Source organism: Sphingomonas abietis (assembly GCF_027625475.1).
In the GTDB taxonomy this organism is placed as follows: Bacteria; Pseudomonadota; Alphaproteobacteria; order Sphingomonadales; family Sphingomonadaceae; genus Solisphingomonas; species Solisphingomonas abietis.
Genome location: NZ_CP115174.1, coordinates 3,614,800 through 3,631,972 on the forward strand (window position 1 = coordinate 3,614,800; position 17,173 = coordinate 3,631,972).

Consider the following 17,173-nt stretch of genomic DNA (forward strand, 5'->3'; position numbering starts at 1 on the left):
GCTGGCATTGGCTGAGGTTAGGTGCTCCGCGCCAAACTCGGTGCCTACCGAGCGGTTTTCGCGTTCCGGATCTGCCGGACGATGCCGTTGTAGGCGGCGTGCAGTCCCTGGCTGCGGCCGATCTCATGCTCGGAGCCGGCGGCATCCCAGAAGGCGATGAGCCATTCATCGGGGCAGCGGCTGCGCAAGACCCACAGCGCCAGCGCCACGCCGCGTGTTTGCACCTTGGCTTTTTGTCCGGCCGCTTCCCGCAGGACGTCGAGCGCGCGTTCAATCGTGCCGGTGGCCCGCGCTCCGGCCTCAGTGGAAGTCATGGCTGCGGATACGCACCAGTTCTTCCTGCTCCTGCGCGCTGCCGAAGGGCGGCGAGGCGAGCGTGCGGCCACGCGGAAAAGCCGGGTCACGCGGGTCCGGCCCGCCGCCATGCGATGCACCATCGCCGCGCCCGGGTGTGACGGCAAAATCCATCCGGCCGATCGATCGCAGCATGGGATCATGGTCGATGATGCGGTCGCAGATGATGTGGATGACCTCCCCTTCCTTCTGGAGGCGACCGCGCATGGCTATCATGGATGCGGACATGATCTGGCGACGATAGACCTCGAACTTGTCAGGCCAGAGAATGCCTTGAGCCACGCCGGTTTCGTCCTCGATCGTCACGAAAAGGACGCCCTTGGCGGAGCCAGGGCGCTGGCGCACCAAAATGACCCCGGCGACCTCGACGTTGCGCCCATCCCGGATCGTGGCGAGATCTGCGCAGCGTACGATACGCATGGCGTCCAGCTCGGACCGCAGGAATTGGAGCGGATGGCCGCGCAGTGAAAGCTGGAGCGCGCGATAATCCTCGACGACCTCGCGGCCCGCCGTCATCGCGCGGAGCGCCACGTCGGGTTCGAGCCCTTCGGGCGAGAAGCCGCCCGCGCGCGCATCGGCGGCAGCGAATAATGGCAGGGGCGCGTCGCCGAGCCCTTTCACCTTCCATAACCCCTGACGGCGATTCTCGGCGATGCAGTGAAAGGCGTCGGCCTCAGTGAGCCGCTCGATCGCGGCGCGTGGTACGCCCGCGCGACGCCAGACCTCTTCGACGCTGTCATAGGGTGTCGGCCCGCGCGCCGCGACGATGGCAGCGCCATGGACATTGGCAAGGCCCCGCGCCTGACGGAAGCCGAGCCGTACGGCCATATGGCGACCGCGCGCGTGCTCCAGCGTGCAGTCCCAATGGCTATGGTTGACCGAGACGGGGCGGATTTCGACGCCGTGATTGCGGGCGTCGCGGACGATCTGGGCGGGCGCGTAGAAGCCCATTGGCTGCGCGTTGAGGAGCGCCGCGCAAAAGACGTCGGGATGATGGTATTTCATCCAGCACGACGCATAGGCGATCTTGGCGAAAGAAGCGGCATGGCTCTCGGGGAAGCCGTAAGAGCCGAAACCCTCGATCTGCTTGAAGGTGCGTTCGGCGAAGTCCTTGGGATAGCCGCGCGCAACCATGCCGCCGACCAGCTTGTCGTAGAAGTGGCTGACTCCGCCGGTTAGCTTGAACGTCGCCATGGCGCGGCGCAGTTGGTCGGCCTCGACGGCGGTGAAGCCGGCGCCGACAATCGCCACCTTCATCGCCTGCTCCTGAAAGAGCGGCACGCCGAGCGTCTTTTCCAAAACGGCGCGCAGCTCGGGCCGGGGATATTCGGGTTTCTCCTTGCCCTCGCGGCGACGAAGATACGGATGCACCATATCGCCCTGGATCGGCCCAGGCCGCACGATCGCCACCTCGATGACGAGATCATAGAACTCCTTGGGCTTCATGCGCGGGAGCATCGACATCTGCGCCCGGCTCTCGATCTGGAAGGTGCCGAGCGTATCGGCGCGCTGGATCATGCCATAGACGTCGGGGTCGTCGTCCTGCAGGTCCGCCATGCTGACGCGGATGCCCTTGTCTTGCTCCAGCAGGGTGAAGGCGCGGTTCATGCAGCCGAGCATTCCCAGGCCGAGCACGTCGACCTTCATGAATTTCAGCGCGTCGATATCATCTTTATCCCACTCGATAATCTGGCGGTCTTCCATGCGCGCCGGCTCGATCGGCACGAGATCGTCGAGTCGGTCCTGAGTGAGCACAAATCCGCCAGGATGCTGGGAAAGATGGCGCGGCGTGCCGATAAGCTGGCGAGCCAGTTCCAGCGTCAGCTTCAGCCGGTGATCCTCGGCATTGAGGTTGAGGCTTTCGATCTGCTCCTGCGGGATGCCGTCCATCGACCAGCCCCAGACGAGGCCAGTCAGCATCTTGGTGAGATCGCGCGGCAGACCAAGCGCCTTGCCAACTTCGGCGACGGCACCGCGCGTGCGGTAGCGTGTGACGACGGCGGTCAGCGCCGAGCGGTCACGCCCGTATGTATTGTAAATCCACTGAATGATCTCCTCGCGTCGCTCATGCTCGAAATCGACATCGATATCGGGTGGCTCGCGGCGCTCGCCCGATACGAACCGCTCGAACAGCAGCTCGTGCTGGATCGGATCGATCGAGGTGATGCCCAGCAGATAGCAGACGCAGCTATTGGCAGCCGATCCGCGCCCCTGGCAGAGGATGCCACGCCGACGGCTCTCGGCGACGATCGCGTTGACCGTCAGGAAATAGGGCGCGTAGCCAAGCTGGTCGATCAGACCCAGCTCATGGTCGATCTGCTCGCGATAACGGGCGGGAATGCCATCAGGGAATTTGGCGGCGGCTGCATCCTCAGTGAGCGCGGCGAGCGCCTGTTGCGCGGTCCGCCCCGCCATGACCTGCTCATAAGGATATTGGTATTGGATCTCGCCAAGGTCGAAGGTGCATTGGCGCGCGATGTCGGCGCTCGCCTGGATCGCGTCGGGAAAGTCGCGGAAGCGCCGCTCCATCTCATCGGGTGATTTCAGGTTGCGGTCCATGAAGCGCTCGCGGCGGAAGCCCAGCGCATCGATGGTGCATTTCTCGCGGATCGCGCTGACCACGTCCTGAAGCGGTCGCCGCTCGGCGCTGTGATAGAGAATATCGCCGGTCGCGACGCTGCGCACGCCGGCACCCCGCGCGGTCGCGTCGAGCCGGTGCAGTCGTTCGGCGTCGTCGGGCCGCCGGCGCAGTGCAAGTGCGCAATAGCCGCGTTGGCCAAACACGCCGCGCAGCTCGCGCAGATCGGCGATCGTCCGATCGTCAGGCATGTCGGGTACGAGGATCGCGACCATGTCATCGGCATGGGCCGCGACATCGCTCCATTCGAGGATGCACTTGCCCTTGCCGCCGCGCGCCTTGCCGATCGATAGCATCCGGGTGAGGCGCGACCAGGCGGTGCGGGTTCGCGGGTAGAGCAGCAATGTGCGGCCGTCGGTCAGGTCCAGCCGGGAGCCCGGAATCATCCGCACGCCCGTCGTCTTCTGGCCATCCCAGCCGCGCACGACACCGGCGACCGTATTCCAGTCGGCGAGGCCCATCGCCTCATGACCGAGCAGAGCGGCGGCGGCGAAGAGCTCCTCGGGCGACGACGCGCCGCGCAGAAACGAAAAGTGGCTTGCGACCTGAAGTTCGACGTAGGTCGCCATCAACCGAACATCCCGTGCATGTACCAGCTGAGGTCGCCAGTCGGAGCATCGACGCCGTCGCCGCGCCGGAACAGCCAGAAGCGCTGGCCGCCCTCCGCCTCAACGCGGAAATAGTCGCGCACAGCCCACATCTCCTGCGCGTTCCGCCACCATTCGCCGTGAATGCGCTCGGGGCCGTCACCGGCGACGACGCGAAAATCCTGCCGGCGCCAGGTGAAGCGACGAGGCGGATGGTCGGGCAGCAGCGCGACGACATTGGACAGCGGCTCGGGGCGCCTGAGGAGCCGCGCCGGCCGCTTCCATCCCGGCCAGCCCGAGGGCGTGGCAAGTGGCGGCAGGCGGCGCATCGCGCGTTCGGGCACGTCGCTCTCTTGGGACGATACGCGAAACAGCGCTGACCCGCCGGCGCGGCTGCTGAGTTGGTCGACCAGCGGCGCGAGGTCGCGCGTCTTGCGCGAAGTTTCGAGCAGCGCGCCTGCGGCCTCGGCGCCGAGCGGCTCGGACAAGGGCACGGCGAGGTGCATCGCCTCAATGCCGAGGCCGGGATCGAGCCCCTCCATCCGGAGTCCGAACATGCGCTTGAGATGCCGGGCGTCGCGCGTCGCGCGAGAGGCGCCGACAGCGAGGCGCTGCGCCTCTCCATCGACGCGATCGGCAGTGAGCTGCACGGCACGCGCGCCAAGGCCGCGGGTTTGCAACAGTGCGACGAGGTCATCGACAAGATCGTCGATGACCTGCGCGATGCTCTCCGGCGTGCCGATCGGCTCAAGCAGGCGGCGGGTCACGCGCGGCGCATCGATGGGCACCACCGGAATGATTGGTTCGGCGAGGCTGCCGCGCGCCTGATCAAGGCGATCGACGCTGCGCATGCCGAGACGCCGTGCGAGCGGTCCACGGGGCATCGGATAGAGGTCAGCGATGCGCTCGAGCCCGAACCGCGCGGCCGCAATCAGCGCGTCGGAATCGAGGCGGAGCGCGGCGAGCGGCAGATCGGCAATCGCCTGTGCCTCCTGACCAGGGTCGAGCAACGTAATGGTGTCGCTTCCGAACCGGGCAAGCGCATGGGCGGCACCCGGCGTACCGGCGATCGCGATGCGCGCGGTCAGGCCGAGCCGTTTCAGGAAGGCGAGCAGGCGCCGGCAGAAGCGCGCCTCGCCGCCGAACAGATGAGTGGTGCCAGTGAGATCGAACCACAATCCGTCCGGGCCGGTCACGCTGGCGGACGGCGTCCATTGCCGGGCGGCGTGCAAAGCAAGGCGGTCGAGCAGCGCGCGATCGGCATCGGGCTCGGCATCCCGGACATCGAGATCGGCGACTAGCGCGCGAGCATGGGCGGCCGCCATTCCGGGCCGCAACCCGAGGTTGAAGGCCGCGGGACAGGCAGCGGTGATGATGTCGCGCTGGCCCGTCCGGATGATGAGCACGGTCGGGCGGCCCCATAAGGTGGCCCAGCCCGGCGGGGCGGCAACGGGCGGAGCACCGCCGTCGTCGGGCCGCATCGCCCGGAACGGATGTTCGGCATGCTCGCTGCGCCGCCCCATCTCGCGCATGGTCGGGCGCTGATGGGCGGGAAGCGCATCGATCTCGATCTGGGATGGTCGGCGTCCAACGGTCTCGTCGCGTGCCCACCGCGCGCCGGGACGCCATCCCCCTCCGCGCGGAACCGAACAGGCGCCAGGATCATCGTCGATCGGCGGCGCGAACCGTGGCGCGACCGCGTAGCCGGCGTCAGGCGGCTTGGCTGAGCGCTCGTTCCGTCGCAGCCGCTCGATCGGCAGTTGCGGCAGGAAGAGCGAGGCGACCCGTGGCATCGCACGCCTCCAGTTCGAGGGAAAAGGGATTGCCGCTGCGCTGACGGACCAACTCGACAAGCCAGCGCGGTCGGCCGACGCCAGCCCAAGGTAGCCGCTCCGATGGCACGCACCCGATTCGCCACCGCGTCATCGCAGCTGACGGCACGGCGAGCGGGCAACGCCCGCGCACTCGGTGGCGGCGGTAGAGAAGCATCGGTGTCTGACCATCGGCCGCTGCGAGCTGCAATCGCCGCGTCGCGGTCATGTCGGCGGCCTTCACCTCCGCGATCACGCACGCCAGCGAGCCGTCCCGCAAGGCATCCTCGGCCATAGCCAGCACCTCGATGTCCTTGCGACCTTGGCCGTAGAGAATCTTGTCGGGCCCGAGGCCGACCTGTTCGATGCCAGGCGCGTAGAGATCGAAAGCGGTGACGGCCCAGAGCATCGTATGGCCGGGCTGCTCGGCAAAGCGAGCGGCGATGCCGGCGAGAAACAGGGTGGCGGCTGCGTCATCGCTCAGCGTCTCGGACGCGGCCGCGATTTCGTGAAGGCCAGCGGTGTCGAGACCGCGATCGGCAAGCCGGCTATCGAGTGCGGGCAGCGCGAACGCCAGCGCCGGCCCCCGCAACGCGGTGGCCAGTGCCACTTGCGCGCGGAGCGCAGAAAGCTGTTCGGCGCGAGGCCGTTCGTTCAAGGCAGGCGGTGTCAGCACAGATCATCATCGACTCGTTCGTTCTATATATGTTCCGTTGAGTCGGAAGATTCGTCAAGGTCGCGAATCGCTTTGCTAGCGGGCCAACTCCGTTCGGATCGCTACCGAGTGCGGCAGGCATCCCTGCATCAAAGCATCGTCGCCTCGGGCATCGGGGGGAAAATTCGGGTTACCGGGAGACTGCCCTTGGGGAGAACGCCGAGTATCTCTTCAGCGGGAACCGACGGATCGAGCCAGTCCGCCCACTGAGCACGGTTCAGCGGAATGATTTGTCGGGAGTGGTAGGGCGCAACGTCCTCGCCCGGCTCCATCGTCAGCATCGTGAAGGCCTCGCCAACCTCGGGATGGGAACGCCAGATACCGGCGATGCAGAACCACCGATGGTTCTTGAGGGTGAACAAGTATTTGGTCTTGCGCTTCTGGCCAGGCTGTATGGGTTCCCCAAACTCATAGAAGCCGTCGGCCAAGATAAGGCAGCGATGCGAGGTGAACCCGCGGCCTTCTGACCGGAAGTTATAGACCGGCTTTCGGTTATTGCCTGGCCAGCTCCATCGTCGGTTCACCAGTTCACCGACACCTCGCCTGCCTTCTACGCCGCGGACGATCGGGGCCGTGTCCGTCATTTTGATGTCGGCGCGGGGCTCGACGTTGGGAATGCCTTCCGGCGTCTCTATGTTGATTTCGAGGTCATCGAAATCCTCCATGATCGAGGCGATCTCCACCTCTAGACGATAGTCATTGCACATGAGGTGGTCTGCCTTCCAACATCTTGCGACTCGCTTTCGTTCACATTATGTTCTTATCCGTGAGCGCAACCGCAACCCCTTTCGACACGAACGCTCCCGATGGGAGTGTGCGACCGATCATACGATACAAGCCCGATGAACCGGGCAAGAAAGAGATAGTAGGCGCGCGCTGGGGATCGAACCCACGCTTTTCGGCTGGAATCGAGTATCGGTTCGTCCGGTCGGAAGGAAAGACTTTTCCCGCCTATCGCTGCCTTATGCCAGCGTCCGAGTTTCACATGACCGTTGGCGATCGCCGTTACAGGGTAACGCTGGAAGACGGGAATTTCTTCTATCTCGCCGGGGTTTGGGAGCCGGCAATGGCGGGATGGCCGCTGGCTTTCCGGATCATCACGGTCGCCGCCAATCCGGAGGTCGCGCGTTATCAGGAGCGCCATGGCGCGATCATTCATCGTCGTCAGGTTATGAGCTGGCTCGACGCGACGGTGCCGGAAGGCGATCTGCTGGTGACGCCGCCGGCGCATCTGTTCCTCGTCGAGGAGATCGACGGCGCGCCCGTCCAGAAGGTATTGGCGCTCTGAAATGAACGCGGGAACGGATATCGTAGCGGCATTGGTAGAGCTTCCGGCACCCACCCAGGCCGATCGGGCAGCTGCGCTCGCGCGCTGGCGGACGGAGCACGAAGTGGCCGACACGGATGATTCAGCCTTGACCGAAGCGGCGCGCCTGACGCGGGTGTTCGTCACCGAGTGCGGCCCAGCGTTCGACCCAGTGGCTTTCGGCGAAATGGTCGAGTTCATCGAAGAACTGCCCTTTTAGCACCGTGCTGGACCTATTCAACGCGCCGCTGCTGCCGGGCTTGGCATCGTTTCCTGAGATCGTGAGTGATGACGAGGAACGTGGGCTGATCTCGGCGATCGACGCGATCGAGCTATCGCCGTTTCGGTTCCAGGGCTGGACCGGCAAACGAGTGACGGCATCATTCGGGTGGAATTACGATTTCGACACGCATCGGGTCGACCGTGCGGCCCCGATCCCGCCCTGGTTGCAGCCGGTTCGTGAACGCCTCGCGAGATGTGCAGGGTTAGACCCGCGCGAGCTAATTCAGGCGCTGATGATCCGCTACGATAAAGGCGCTGGTATAAACTGGCACCGTGATCGCCCGATCTATGAGCATGTCGTTGGGCTCTCGCTTGGAGCGCCGGCAGACATGCGATTCAGGCGCCAGCGCCCGGACGGCAAATATGATCGGGTGTCGCTCCCGCTTGCTCCTCGGGCCGCCTATCACATGTCAGGGGAAGCCCGGCACGAATGGCAGCACAGCATAAACGAGATGGATCGCACACGCTGGTCGATCACTTTCCGCTCACCATCATCGCTTTGGCCGCGAGACTAAAATCAGAAGGCAGCAATTGGGACGAAGCCGACGGTCCGAATCTTTCCGCCAAACGGCGGTTTCCGACAGGAGTCGACGTTCGCGCACTGAGCCATTGAAGATCCATCCGCCTGCTTGCTGTTAACGGCATGACCCAGAAGCAGTCGTCGAGAGTCCACCGCCCGCCCCAACTCTGGACACTCATCAGTCGGTGTTACACCCGCATATAAGCGCAGACGACTGGCCTCGCGGATCTGAAACATCGACATCGATCAGGTTGTCCCCGCTTCAGCCATGCGCTGCTCGAGTTCGTTGAGGAATGGCGAGCGGCCGCGGTACATTCGCCCGCGCGGGGTATCGACGAACCCCGAATAAAGCATGTGAACCTCGTCGCGCGCGCGCGTCAGACCGACGTAGAAAAGTCGCCGGCTTTCCCGCAGCTTGGTAGGCGACTCGTTCAGCCACGGCAAACTGCCGAGATCGAGACCAACCATGATCACCACGTCGTACTCGCATCCCTTCGCCGAGTGCAGGGTGAGCAGATTCAGGTGTAGCGGCGAGCCGTCGCGGCCTCCCAAGCTAGCCATGTCTAACTCGGCCAGCGCGCCCCCTACTGCCAGCGCCTCCGTCATGCGGTCGACCTGCTCGCGTTGATCGGCGAGGCCCGGCTCCGTAGCCATCAGCGCGTCTAACAAGCCGGCACGCATCGCTGCCACGAACCCGCGGGCGGGCGCCTCGTCATCTCTCAACGACCAGAGCAAGGCGGTCAGGCGCCGAGCCTCTTCCCGCGCCTGCTGGTCGCGGACGCGCGTGCGCCGGAAGCCATGCCAACGGTCAAGAAGCCCGCGCAGCTGCGGTCGGGCCTCGCGCCAGCCACCCGCGCACCAGGCAGCGCAATCCTCGATCCAGCTGGTGAGCGCGACCTTGCGATAAGGCGCGGCGGTGTCAATGCGCACATAATCGTAGCCGGCGGCGGTCGCGGCATCGGCCACGATGTTACCCGCGCGAAAGTCCTTGTAGAGGACGGCGATGTCGCCGAGGCTCCGCCCCGGCTTCGAGGCGAGCGCGACGGGAATGATCTCCGCGACAGCGTGCGCGGCTTGTCCTTCGAGACCGCCATCGCAAGGCACGAAGGCAATCACCGCCTGTCGCGCCTGATCGCTTGCCTGGTAGCCGCGCGTTTCGCCGAGCGCCATCTCAGAGGCGCTGACGATCCGCGCGGCCGAACGATAGTTGAGCTGAAGCTGCACGCGCTCGACGTCGCCTCGTTCGGCCAGGTCCGTGAGCAATCCGCCATCGGCGCCGGTGAATCCGTATATCGATTGGTCCGGGTCGCCGACTGCGAAGAGCCGCACATCACCTTCAAACGCAAGCCGACGTACGATCCGGTCGAGAGCGACACCGAGATCCTGATATTCGTCTACGGCGAGTACGGGAAACTTGGCCTGCACCAATGGCAAGACCCAGTCATGCTCGGCGATCAACTGCTGACCGAAGACGATCAGGTCGTCGAAGTCGATTAGACCGGTGCGGCGCAGCTCCGCCTCGTAGGCCACCGTCCACGCCGCGAGTTCTGCCTCGGCCTCCCAATCGTCGGCGGTGCGGTCGAGCACCGAGCGACGGTGTCGTCCGAGATCGATTGACTTCCAAGGGTGATTGACGCCGAATAGCCGGTCTCCCGAGCGCTTGAAAAGCGCCTCGCTCTGGCGCTGCGTCGCCATCGTGAGCGGGAACGGCAGCGGCAGGTCGGCGAGCCGGCCATAGGGCATGAGCAGATGACGCAGGCAGAAGCCGTGGACCGTGCCGATGAAGAGATTGGACGCTTCGCGCAGCCCGAGCCCCTCCAACCGGCGGGTCAACTCGCGCGCGCACTCCTGACTGTAGGTGATGCAAGCGGCTCCGCGCGGGGCTCGAACGTCTTCCGCCAGGATGCGCGCGAGCTTCAGGACGAGCGTCTTCGTCTTGCCGCTCCCCGGGCCGGCGAGCACGACGCAGTGGCCGGTCGAGTCGTAAGCCGCGAGTTGGCCGGGATTGCCGGCGAGATCGGCCGCTTGGCCGAGATAGGCTGCGCTGATGCTACGCGACGGCATCGCGGATGTGCTCCAGCGCACGGCGGATATAGTCAGGACAGGCGGCGGCAGTGACTCGAGGAGCTAAGGCCTGAGCGAAGCGGCCCTTGCCGATCCGCTCGATGTAGCCGAGCAGCCGATCGGGCTCCAGCGTGGCCGGATCATCGATCCAACCTTGGATCCGAGTTCTCGCCGCCTGAACAAGCGAAAGCTCGCGTAGGATCACCCGCTGCATCCGCTGTGCGAGCCCGCCTCGCCACAGTTCGAGCTCGAGCGTGTCGCCGTTGACGAAGTACCCGAACGGCTCAGCGTGCTCGATCACTTCGTCGGCGCCCATCGCCTCGAAGTCGACGTCCTCGTCGACAATTTCGAGGACGCTGATCAGGCGCCGTCGGACAAACGGTGGATGCGGCCCGTTCGGATCGCGGTCGGTTATGATGACGTGCGGGATAGAGAGACCCCGCGATCCCAGCAGCTTGACATAGGGGGTGAAGTTGGTGCCGGCCACCGAGCAGACCGTGATGCCCAGCATGTCGAGCGGCATGTCGAGCGCCTCTGCGAAAGCCGGGACGAGGAAGCGCTCCGCGTCGCCTTCAACGAGGATGACGCCGCGAGCGAAAAAGATTTCGCCGCGGCTCACGTCAATGTAGCGTTGCAGATCGCCTTCATCGCGCGTGGTAAGCGGTGCGGCGGCGGTGGACACTCCGACCGTGGCTCCCGCTGTGGGGTCATGACGCAGCAGGACTACGGAGCGGATCGGAGTCACGCTGGCGATGTGCGGTGAATGGGTCGTGAGGATCGTCGTGAGCGGCGGCTCATCCTCGTCGCCGTCCGTCCCCTCAAGGAAGTAGCGGTAGACCAGGCGCTGGACGTGCGGGTGGAGATGCGCCTCGGGCTCCTCGATGGCGAAGAAGGTGTGGTCTCGCTCACCGTCAGCGACCAAGCGGTCGAGTTCGAGGCTCTTCAGCGCGAGAAAGACCAAATTGGCGGTGCCGAGGCTCGCGTCCGCGATGCCGCGAGTAGTATTGTCGATAAGAAGGCGCAGGCTCCGCAAGAGCGCATCCAGCCGCGTCGGTGCCAGTCCAAGCGTGACAGGTGTCGCGTGCTGCGCGCCGGCGATCGCGATCAGGCGGTCGCTAATTCGGGTAGCCGTTGCGACCACCTCGGCCCGCCCGACAAGCTCCGTCTGGGCGGCGTTCACCTGTTCCTGTATTTCGGACCGCGCCTCCTCGTCCAACGAGGTGGCCAGTTCCTCGATCAACGGCCGCAGCGGCGAGTGGCGCCAGTTCGACAGATCCTTCTCGGCGTCGCGAAGTGCGACTTGAACATCGAGCGGCAGCATACGGCGTAGCGACGCGCCGATCACCATGTCAGGGTCGTCGCCGCCGAAGATCACGTACTCGTAATCGGCGAGACCCTCGGGATCACCTTCGAGCCCAGCCTTCGGCTGAAAACGGTAGGTCAGCCGGGCAAGCATCGGCGGACCGGGATCGACAATGCAATCATTGAGATGCGCCATCAGGCGCGGATCGTCGGTGAAGTCGGTAAGCTCGACCGATACTTCCACGGTGGCGCCGAGCTTCTCTTCCCCGAGGCCGTCCCAGAACTGATCCAAGCCGAGTTGGCGATCCCGCTCCGACAAGGCAGGATCGAGGATGAGTTGGATCGCTCGCAGGAAGTTGCTCTTACCCACCTTATTCTCGCCAACCACGACGATGCTCTCGCCGGTCTGGACGTCGAGGTTCGAGAAGTTGGCGAAGTTGACGATGCGAACCCTTGATATTCTCACGTTCAGCGTTCCCGTTTCTGTCTGATCGCGCGGTCGGTCGCGGTTTCGCCGACGCTAGCATCATCTTCACGATAAGCGGAGCCGCCACGCACCTCGCTTGCGAGTGGCTGAACATCGCCAGTCCGATCAAGCGGGTCGGAAACAAGCGTGCTCGATATGATCAGCTGAGCCGACGACAGCCCGCAGAGAGGCGCCCCAGGAGGCGGCATTTAGGCTCATCGCGCCGTCATACGAGCCTCGTCGGAGCGCGGTGGCAGACTGCTCGGGCGCCGCACGAAGACGACGTCGATGATGCGGGTGTCGTGCCGCCTGAGCGCATCGCGCAGGCTGTCCCATCGCTCGGGCTGGGAGCTGTCAGCATCGTCATAAATATAGGCGACCATGCGGCTCCACTCCTCCGGCCGCTCGAAATATCGAACGCAGTCTTCGCGAATTTCGGTTTCGATCTTGGCCGCCTCGGCCCAGTTGCGCACGACCTTCGCCTCGATGACGAGCTTCAGGTCGCGAATGCCGAAGTCGATGCGCGGCTGCACTAGGCCGGTCGACGCTGTGTAGCGCTCGTCGCAGAGCGACGCCCCGAAGCGGGGATAGAGGATTGCGTACAGGAAGGCCTGAACATGCGCCTCGCGGTCGATGAGCCAGCGCGCGCCCCGCCGTCGTGCGCCGTCCTCCTCCCAAGGCCAGCGCTTGAGCGCCCCTTGCGTCGCGCGCAGGATTGTTACGACCTCGTCGACCGTGGGGACAAGCGATACCGCCGCCTCCCCCGAGAGCACAGCAAGTCCCACCGACCAGGCGGCGGCGCGCTCGAGCTCGCCTGCGACCGGTGCGGTCCGGCGCAGGAGCTCGGTCATCGTCGCGATGCGCTGGTCGTCGGACGGTACCGGCGAGAGGGTCGCGGCAAGCGGCCAGACCCGGCGGAGAGCAAGTTCGAGCGCCTGCGCATCGGCGTCGCCACCTGGAGCGGCCGCCTTGAGGCGCCCGCGCCCGTCCATCAAGTCTGCAGCGAGCAGCCGAGCGCGGCCGGTCCAGTGGGGTGGCCCGGACCAGGCGTCCGCGTAGGCTGCAAGCCAGGTCCGCGCGTCCCGCGCGTCAGCGACATCGCCGATTCTGTGGAGGCCGTCGGCGATGCCGAGAAGCGCAATGTCGTCGGCCAGGATCTGGCCGGTTACGGCGCCGGGCCGTCCACGCAGGCGGGCAATCTCGCCAAGGAAAGCCGCAGCATACCTGGCGGCCGTCGCATCGTCGCTGAAGGCAAGGACGTAGCCGGCATGCGCGATCGCCGGGACGCCGCCGTAGCGCGCCGCCTCGAGGGCGTCCGCGATCGACGCGGCGGGAAGCGTCCAGTCGGTCGCGACGTCGCCGGCCCGATGCAGCCGGCCAGCAAAGCCGAGCGCCGAGGGCGCGGCGTCCTGCGCCGAAAACGCGATCGTGCGGCGAAGCTCCTCTAGGCGATCCGCCAGCAAGGCTTGCGGAGTCACAGGAACCACATTGAACCGCGCAGTCGCTCGGATGCCAACACGGCGCTGTTCCACCCCGGTACCGGCTTAAGGTTTGCGAGCGAGGCCGCGATCAACCGCGAATAGAGAATCGTGATCGGCTCGTGCGACGGGAAGAAGCTCCGCCACGAGAGGTAGGAGAAATGGAAGATCTGCCGGGCGAGATAGGTGATGTCCGTGAAGTCGGAATCCGGGTGGAGGTCGATCAGAAGTGGCACGGGAAGGCCCTGCTGATCCGTCTTCACCTCGTCGACCCCGATAAGCTGCAGCAGGGCGGCTCGTGGCCCGAGCTGGAGACATCGCCCGCGCGTGGGCGCGCCGGCGCCCTTCAGGCGACGGTCACCCCGCCCCGCCCAATAATCCTTGCCGCGCTGGGACGGGTCGAACTGCAGATATTCGTGGTGCTGCGAGATGTTGACGAAGGCGAACTTCACCGCGTGTTGATCAGCGATCAGCTCGCGGACCACCGCCTTCACCGCATCGATCTCGGTGTTCTTCAGCGGCTTGAAGACATGGAAGACTAGACGGACGGTCTCGCCGGGCTGCCAATTATTCTGCTCGCGGACATAGGCGATGCTGCTGCGCAACCGCTCGATCAACGCGTCGGCATATTGGTCGAACTCGACTTCCCTGGTCTGACCCCAAACCAGATAACGGCCATCGCCCTGAAAGACTGTGGTCAGGCCGACATAGCGATCGCGGACGCCGAACCGGCCCTCGCGTGTCTCGGCATAGCCGAGCCCGATGACCAGCTCATGCGTCGCCGGCCCGCGCATGGACATGACGAAGGGCAGCCCGTCGAGCTTTGCATAGGCCTGTAGCGCCAAGCCATTTAGCGTATAAGCGAGTCCGGCCTCGTCGTTTTCAATGGTCTCGAGACGGACGCCCTGGACGGGTACGCCGGCGGTCATGAACCGCGCTTTCGAGATTAAGTAGGGATTGCTTGGCGCTGGCAGGTCGCGATGGGCCTGTCGGGTCTGGACGAGCGCAAGGTCGGGGGCCGCCGGCAGGCGTCCCAGCAGTCGCTGGATGGCTTTCTCATACGCATCGACCGACGAATCCGCCGCCGCTTCGAACTCGAATTGCACGCGGGCGAGACGGAATTTTCCCACGAGTCCACCCTGGAAGGGATTGACCTTGGGGTTGGGGCGCCCGCTGACGATCTCGCGCCAGACGTCATCCGGAAAGCCATCGCGTAGCGCGCGCGCCAGCTCGTCGGCACTGCCTTCCTTACCCTTTTCGCAGATCACGGCGACCAACGGGGCGTTACGAGCATGCTGCATATATTTGTACGGACCGAAGGTCTTAACGCCAATATCGGGCGACCGGTTTGTCTGGCTACCCTGCGCGCCGAACAGGAATGTCGGGCGCGATGTCTCGATCGTGTCGGGAAAGAGCGGGTCGCCGGCACCGAGCAGCGTTCCGACATGGATTATGAGCCCATCGGGCAGATGCAGGTCCTTGGCGAATTTGTCGCGGACGCCTTCAAGGGTCCGCCGAATATGATCGAGCTTCTGGGCGCCAGACCAATATTCCCGGCGCCGCTTGGCCAAGCCGGTCAAGATGCGGTGGGCCGCGCGGTCATATTGGTGGTGCACGAGGGCTTCGAGATATTCCTGGCGCGGCTCAAGAAGCACATGCTTAGCCGCGACGCTATCGTCGCCGCTGGGATCAGCCAGCCGGAGGATCCCGCTCTCGACCCCGATGACGCGACCTAGCGTTTCTAGGCGTGGTCGCATACCATCCTCGATCGGCGCATGGCGGCAGACCCACCGCCCTATCAGGTCGAAGCGCGCATCGATCAGTGCGTCACCGGCGATCGCGAGCTCGTTGGATGTGTCGACGTCAAGGAGAAGCGCGAGGAAGGCTGGGGCGGCGGCGCCCCGCGTCTGGAGGACGCGGGTATCGAAGCTGTGGCGCACGAGCACATCGAGACCCTCGACGGGCTCGAGATTACGCTCTCGGATCGCGGCCGACAGCAAGGCCGCCTTGCGATTGCCCCAGCATTGCAGCGGGCGCACGGGGCGGAGGATGGTGCGGGTGGCGCGCAGCCATTCGAGGAGCAGATGCTGGACGACCTTGCCCAGCAGGAGAAGATGCTCGTCGACCCGCGCGACCTGTGTTTCGCCGAGTGGCACGACGTCGGGCACTACAGCGACGTTCCAAATCATCCCGTCGCGAACATCGAAGCGAAAGACATGGCTTGCGCGATGCCGTTCGCGCAGCGCGCGATAGGTCTCCTCGTCGGCGTAAGGCTGACGACCTGCGCGGAAGCAATCGTCCGAGAAGCTCAGCGGCGCGATATTGAGACACGGTCCGGGCGATGGCGAGTTGCTGATGGCGGCTTCGGCACTCCTTGACGATGATTCTCTGCTCACCCATCACTCCCGGTTGTCTATCCATCGAGCCGCCACTCTAGTGCGGTCGCCGACGCAAAGTAATGCCGAGCGTCACGTCACCGCGCCATCGCCGATTTTCAGATATCGGAGTCCTATCTTGGAGAAGCGGGTGGGCCGCAAAGTCCGGCCGAGGTCATGCGTTCTTCCTCATCATCATCGTCCGCCTCGAGATGGACGAACGGACGATTCCCGGATCCGCAAGTTTCCGCTTGAGCGTGTTAAGAGAGGGCGCTTGCCGGCCGGCGGCTCCTGTCAGAACCGGACGTTCGCGCCACCACAGAGGAACGGCGATACCTGGTCGATATCGGCCATGGGCGCCCGCGTGAACAAACGTCGCCTTACCTCGGCTCGCCGCTCCACACCGGCCATTCCGGTCTCCCCCGTCTCGGCCGCTACAATCTGATCGGACGACGACCTCAAGCATGGATTGAGGGCAGCGGCACAATGGCACATCTCAACAAAAGCGCGGTGACGTTGCCGGAAAAAGGCTGCCGTGCGCCTATCCGACGCCGGCTAGCGAATCGCTCGCTATGGGGTGAGCTAAGCGCCTTCAAGCGAGCGCAGCCTCAAAAAAATTTTCGAAAAAGAATTAGGCCCCAAATTAGGCCCCACCCGAAAACGACCAAATTATCGTTTAAAATCAAGGCGGAATGGTGGAGCCGTGGGGGATCGAACCCCAGACCTTCGCAATGCCATCGCGACGCTCTCCCAGCTGAGCTACGGCCCCACATTTTCGTCCGATCCGGCTGGGTTCCGGCCTCGGCAGAGGCGCCTGTTAGGGCAGGTTTCCGGCCCTTGCAAGCGCCTTATCCGAGGCCTCCACATTTTTTTGCGGAAGGCCCCGGAAAGGCATTCGGACGATCTTACTGATCGTCCTCGTCGTCATGCTTGGCGACGCCGAGATCGTCGTCACCGCCGATATCGGTATCGTCGTCGGCCGGCTCTTCGTCCTCGCCGATGTCCAGATCCTCGGCGAGATCCGAATCTTCCTCTTCCTTCTTCTCCTTGACGGGCTTGGGCGCGTCGAAGGGAAGCGGCTGCTTCGACTTGAGCACGGGCTCCGGCTCCCACTGGATGCCGCAGGCGATGCAGGTCACCGGGTCTTCCTTGCCCAGATCATAGAAGCGGGTGCCGCATTTCGGGCAGGTCCGCTTGGTGCCCCATTCAGGCTTCACCATGTCTCGTCCACATCCAATCGGTTGAAGAAGGTCACCCCGGCGGAAATCCACCACG

At 64.8% G+C, this 17,173-nt stretch carries 14 protein-coding genes and 1 tRNA gene; 4 read left to right on the forward strand and 11 right to left on the reverse strand.

Going from position 1 to position 17,173, the window contains the following annotated elements:
- Nucleotides 1-44: 44 nt before the first annotated feature.
- The 5 genes from PBT88_RS16955 to PBT88_RS16975 form a co-directional block, all read right to left on the reverse strand.
- Nucleotides 45-314: a hypothetical protein gene (locus PBT88_RS16955; RefSeq protein ID WP_270076484.1), complete on the reverse strand. Its 270-nt coding sequence runs from the start codon at nucleotides 312-314 to the stop codon at nucleotides 45-47.
- Nucleotides 301-3,561: an error-prone DNA polymerase gene (locus tag PBT88_RS16960; protein ID WP_270076485.1), complete on the reverse strand. Its 3,261-nt coding sequence runs from the start codon at nucleotides 3,559-3,561 to the stop codon at nucleotides 301-303. Before PBT88_RS16960 ends, PBT88_RS16955 begins: the two co-directional genes overlap by 14 nt.
- On the reverse strand, nucleotides 3,561-5,372 hold the full coding sequence (locus PBT88_RS16965) for a DUF6504 family protein (protein WP_326521552.1): 1,812 nt from the start codon (nucleotides 5,370-5,372) through the stop codon (nucleotides 3,561-3,563). The genes PBT88_RS16960 and PBT88_RS16965 overlap by 1 nt, the downstream gene beginning before the upstream one ends.
- Nucleotides 5,290-5,982: an ImuA family protein gene (locus PBT88_RS16970; protein ID WP_270076486.1), complete on the reverse strand. Its 693-nt coding sequence runs from the start codon at nucleotides 5,980-5,982 to the stop codon at nucleotides 5,290-5,292. Before PBT88_RS16970 ends, PBT88_RS16965 begins: the two co-directional genes overlap by 83 nt.
- A gap of 212 nt (nucleotides 5,983-6,194) precedes the next feature.
- Nucleotides 6,195-6,788 (reverse strand): SOS response-associated peptidase, encoded by a 594-nt coding sequence (locus PBT88_RS16975; protein WP_326521553.1) that lies wholly within the window; start codon nucleotides 6,786-6,788, stop codon nucleotides 6,195-6,197.
- A gap of 302 nt (nucleotides 6,789-7,090) precedes the next feature.
- Between PBT88_RS16975 and PBT88_RS16980 the strand changes: the two genes are divergently transcribed.
- The 3 genes from PBT88_RS16980 to PBT88_RS16990 are packed head-to-tail and all read left to right on the forward strand — an operon-like array spanning nucleotide 7,091 to nucleotide 8,208.
- Nucleotides 7,091-7,393 (forward strand): SOS response-associated peptidase family protein, encoded by a 303-nt coding sequence (locus PBT88_RS16980; protein WP_270076488.1) that lies wholly within the window; start codon nucleotides 7,091-7,093, stop codon nucleotides 7,391-7,393.
- A gap of 1 nt (nucleotide 7,394) precedes the next feature.
- Complete coding sequence (locus tag PBT88_RS16985; RefSeq protein WP_270076489.1) at nucleotides 7,395-7,631, forward strand: hypothetical protein; 237 nt, start codon at nucleotides 7,395-7,397, stop codon at nucleotides 7,629-7,631.
- A 4-nt stretch (nucleotides 7,632-7,635) separates the two neighbouring features.
- The gene (locus PBT88_RS16990; protein WP_270076490.1) at nucleotides 7,636-8,208 is read left to right on the forward strand and encodes an alpha-ketoglutarate-dependent dioxygenase AlkB; all 573 of its coding nucleotides are present in this window, start codon (nucleotides 7,636-7,638) and stop codon (nucleotides 8,206-8,208) included.
- 251 nt (nucleotides 8,209-8,459) lie between these two features.
- On the opposite strand, the gene PBT88_RS16995 is transcribed toward PBT88_RS16990, so the two are convergent.
- From PBT88_RS16995 to PBT88_RS17010, 4 genes are all read right to left on the reverse strand, one after another.
- Nucleotides 8,460-10,277 (reverse strand): ATP-dependent helicase, encoded by a 1,818-nt coding sequence (locus PBT88_RS16995; RefSeq protein ID WP_270076491.1) that lies wholly within the window; start codon nucleotides 10,275-10,277, stop codon nucleotides 8,460-8,462.
- Nucleotides 10,264-12,045: an ATP-dependent nuclease gene (locus PBT88_RS17000; protein ID WP_270076492.1), complete on the reverse strand. Its 1,782-nt coding sequence runs from the start codon at nucleotides 12,043-12,045 to the stop codon at nucleotides 10,264-10,266. The genes PBT88_RS16995 and PBT88_RS17000 overlap by 14 nt, the downstream gene beginning before the upstream one ends.
- Before the next feature lie 215 nt (nucleotides 12,046-12,260).
- Entirely contained in the window at nucleotides 12,261-13,508 is a 1,248-nt protein-coding gene (locus PBT88_RS17005) for a PD-(D/E)XK nuclease domain-containing protein (RefSeq protein ID WP_270076493.1), read from the reverse strand.
- An 11-nt stretch (nucleotides 13,509-13,519) separates the two neighbouring features.
- Complete coding sequence (locus tag PBT88_RS17010; protein WP_270076494.1) at nucleotides 13,520-15,523, reverse strand: argonaute/piwi family protein; 2,004 nt, start codon at nucleotides 15,521-15,523, stop codon at nucleotides 13,520-13,522.
- Nucleotides 15,524-15,607: 84 nt separating this feature from the next.
- On the opposite strand from PBT88_RS17010, the gene PBT88_RS17015 reads away from it, so the two are divergent.
- The gene (locus tag PBT88_RS17015; protein ID WP_270076495.1) at nucleotides 15,608-15,901 is read left to right on the forward strand and encodes a hypothetical protein; all 294 of its coding nucleotides are present in this window, start codon (nucleotides 15,608-15,610) and stop codon (nucleotides 15,899-15,901) included.
- 690 nt (nucleotides 15,902-16,591) lie between these two features.
- Here PBT88_RS17015 and PBT88_RS17020 read toward each other — a convergent pair.
- Nucleotides 16,592-16,667, reverse strand: a tRNA-Ala gene (locus PBT88_RS17020).
- A 136-nt stretch (nucleotides 16,668-16,803) separates the two neighbouring features.
- Nucleotides 16,804-17,118 (reverse strand): TIGR02300 family protein, encoded by a 315-nt coding sequence (locus PBT88_RS17025; protein ID WP_270076496.1) that lies wholly within the window; start codon nucleotides 17,116-17,118, stop codon nucleotides 16,804-16,806.
- Between the last annotated feature and the right edge of the window lie 55 nt (nucleotides 17,119-17,173).

Excerpts from the sequence above, each read along its gene's own strand:
- PBT88_RS16965 (WP_326521552.1), bottom strand. The coding sequence starts at position 5,372 with ATGCCACGGGTCGCCTCGCTCTTCCTGCCGCAACTGCCGATCGAGCGG.
- PBT88_RS16995 (WP_270076491.1), bottom strand. The coding sequence starts at position 10,277 with ATGCCGTCGCGTAGCATCAGCGCAGCCTATCTCGGCCAAGCGGCCGAT.
- PBT88_RS17015 (WP_270076495.1), top strand. The coding sequence starts at position 15,608 with ATGCTGGACGACCTTGCCCAGCAGGAGAAGATGCTCGTCGACCCGCGC.
- PBT88_RS16980 (WP_270076488.1), top strand. The coding sequence starts at position 7,091 with ATGACCGTTGGCGATCGCCGTTACAGGGTAACGCTGGAAGACGGGAAT.
- PBT88_RS16985 (WP_270076489.1), top strand. The coding sequence starts at position 7,395 with ATGAACGCGGGAACGGATATCGTAGCGGCATTGGTAGAGCTTCCGGCA.
- PBT88_RS16955 (WP_270076484.1), bottom strand. The coding sequence starts at position 314 with ATGACTTCCACTGAGGCCGGAGCGCGGGCCACCGGCACGATTGAACGC.
- PBT88_RS17025 (WP_270076496.1), bottom strand. The coding sequence starts at position 17,118 with ATGGTGAAGCCTGAATGGGGCACCAAGCGGACCTGCCCGAAATGCGGC.
- PBT88_RS16960 (WP_270076485.1), bottom strand. The coding sequence starts at position 3,561 with ATGGCGACCTACGTCGAACTTCAGGTCGCAAGCCACTTTTCGTTTCTG.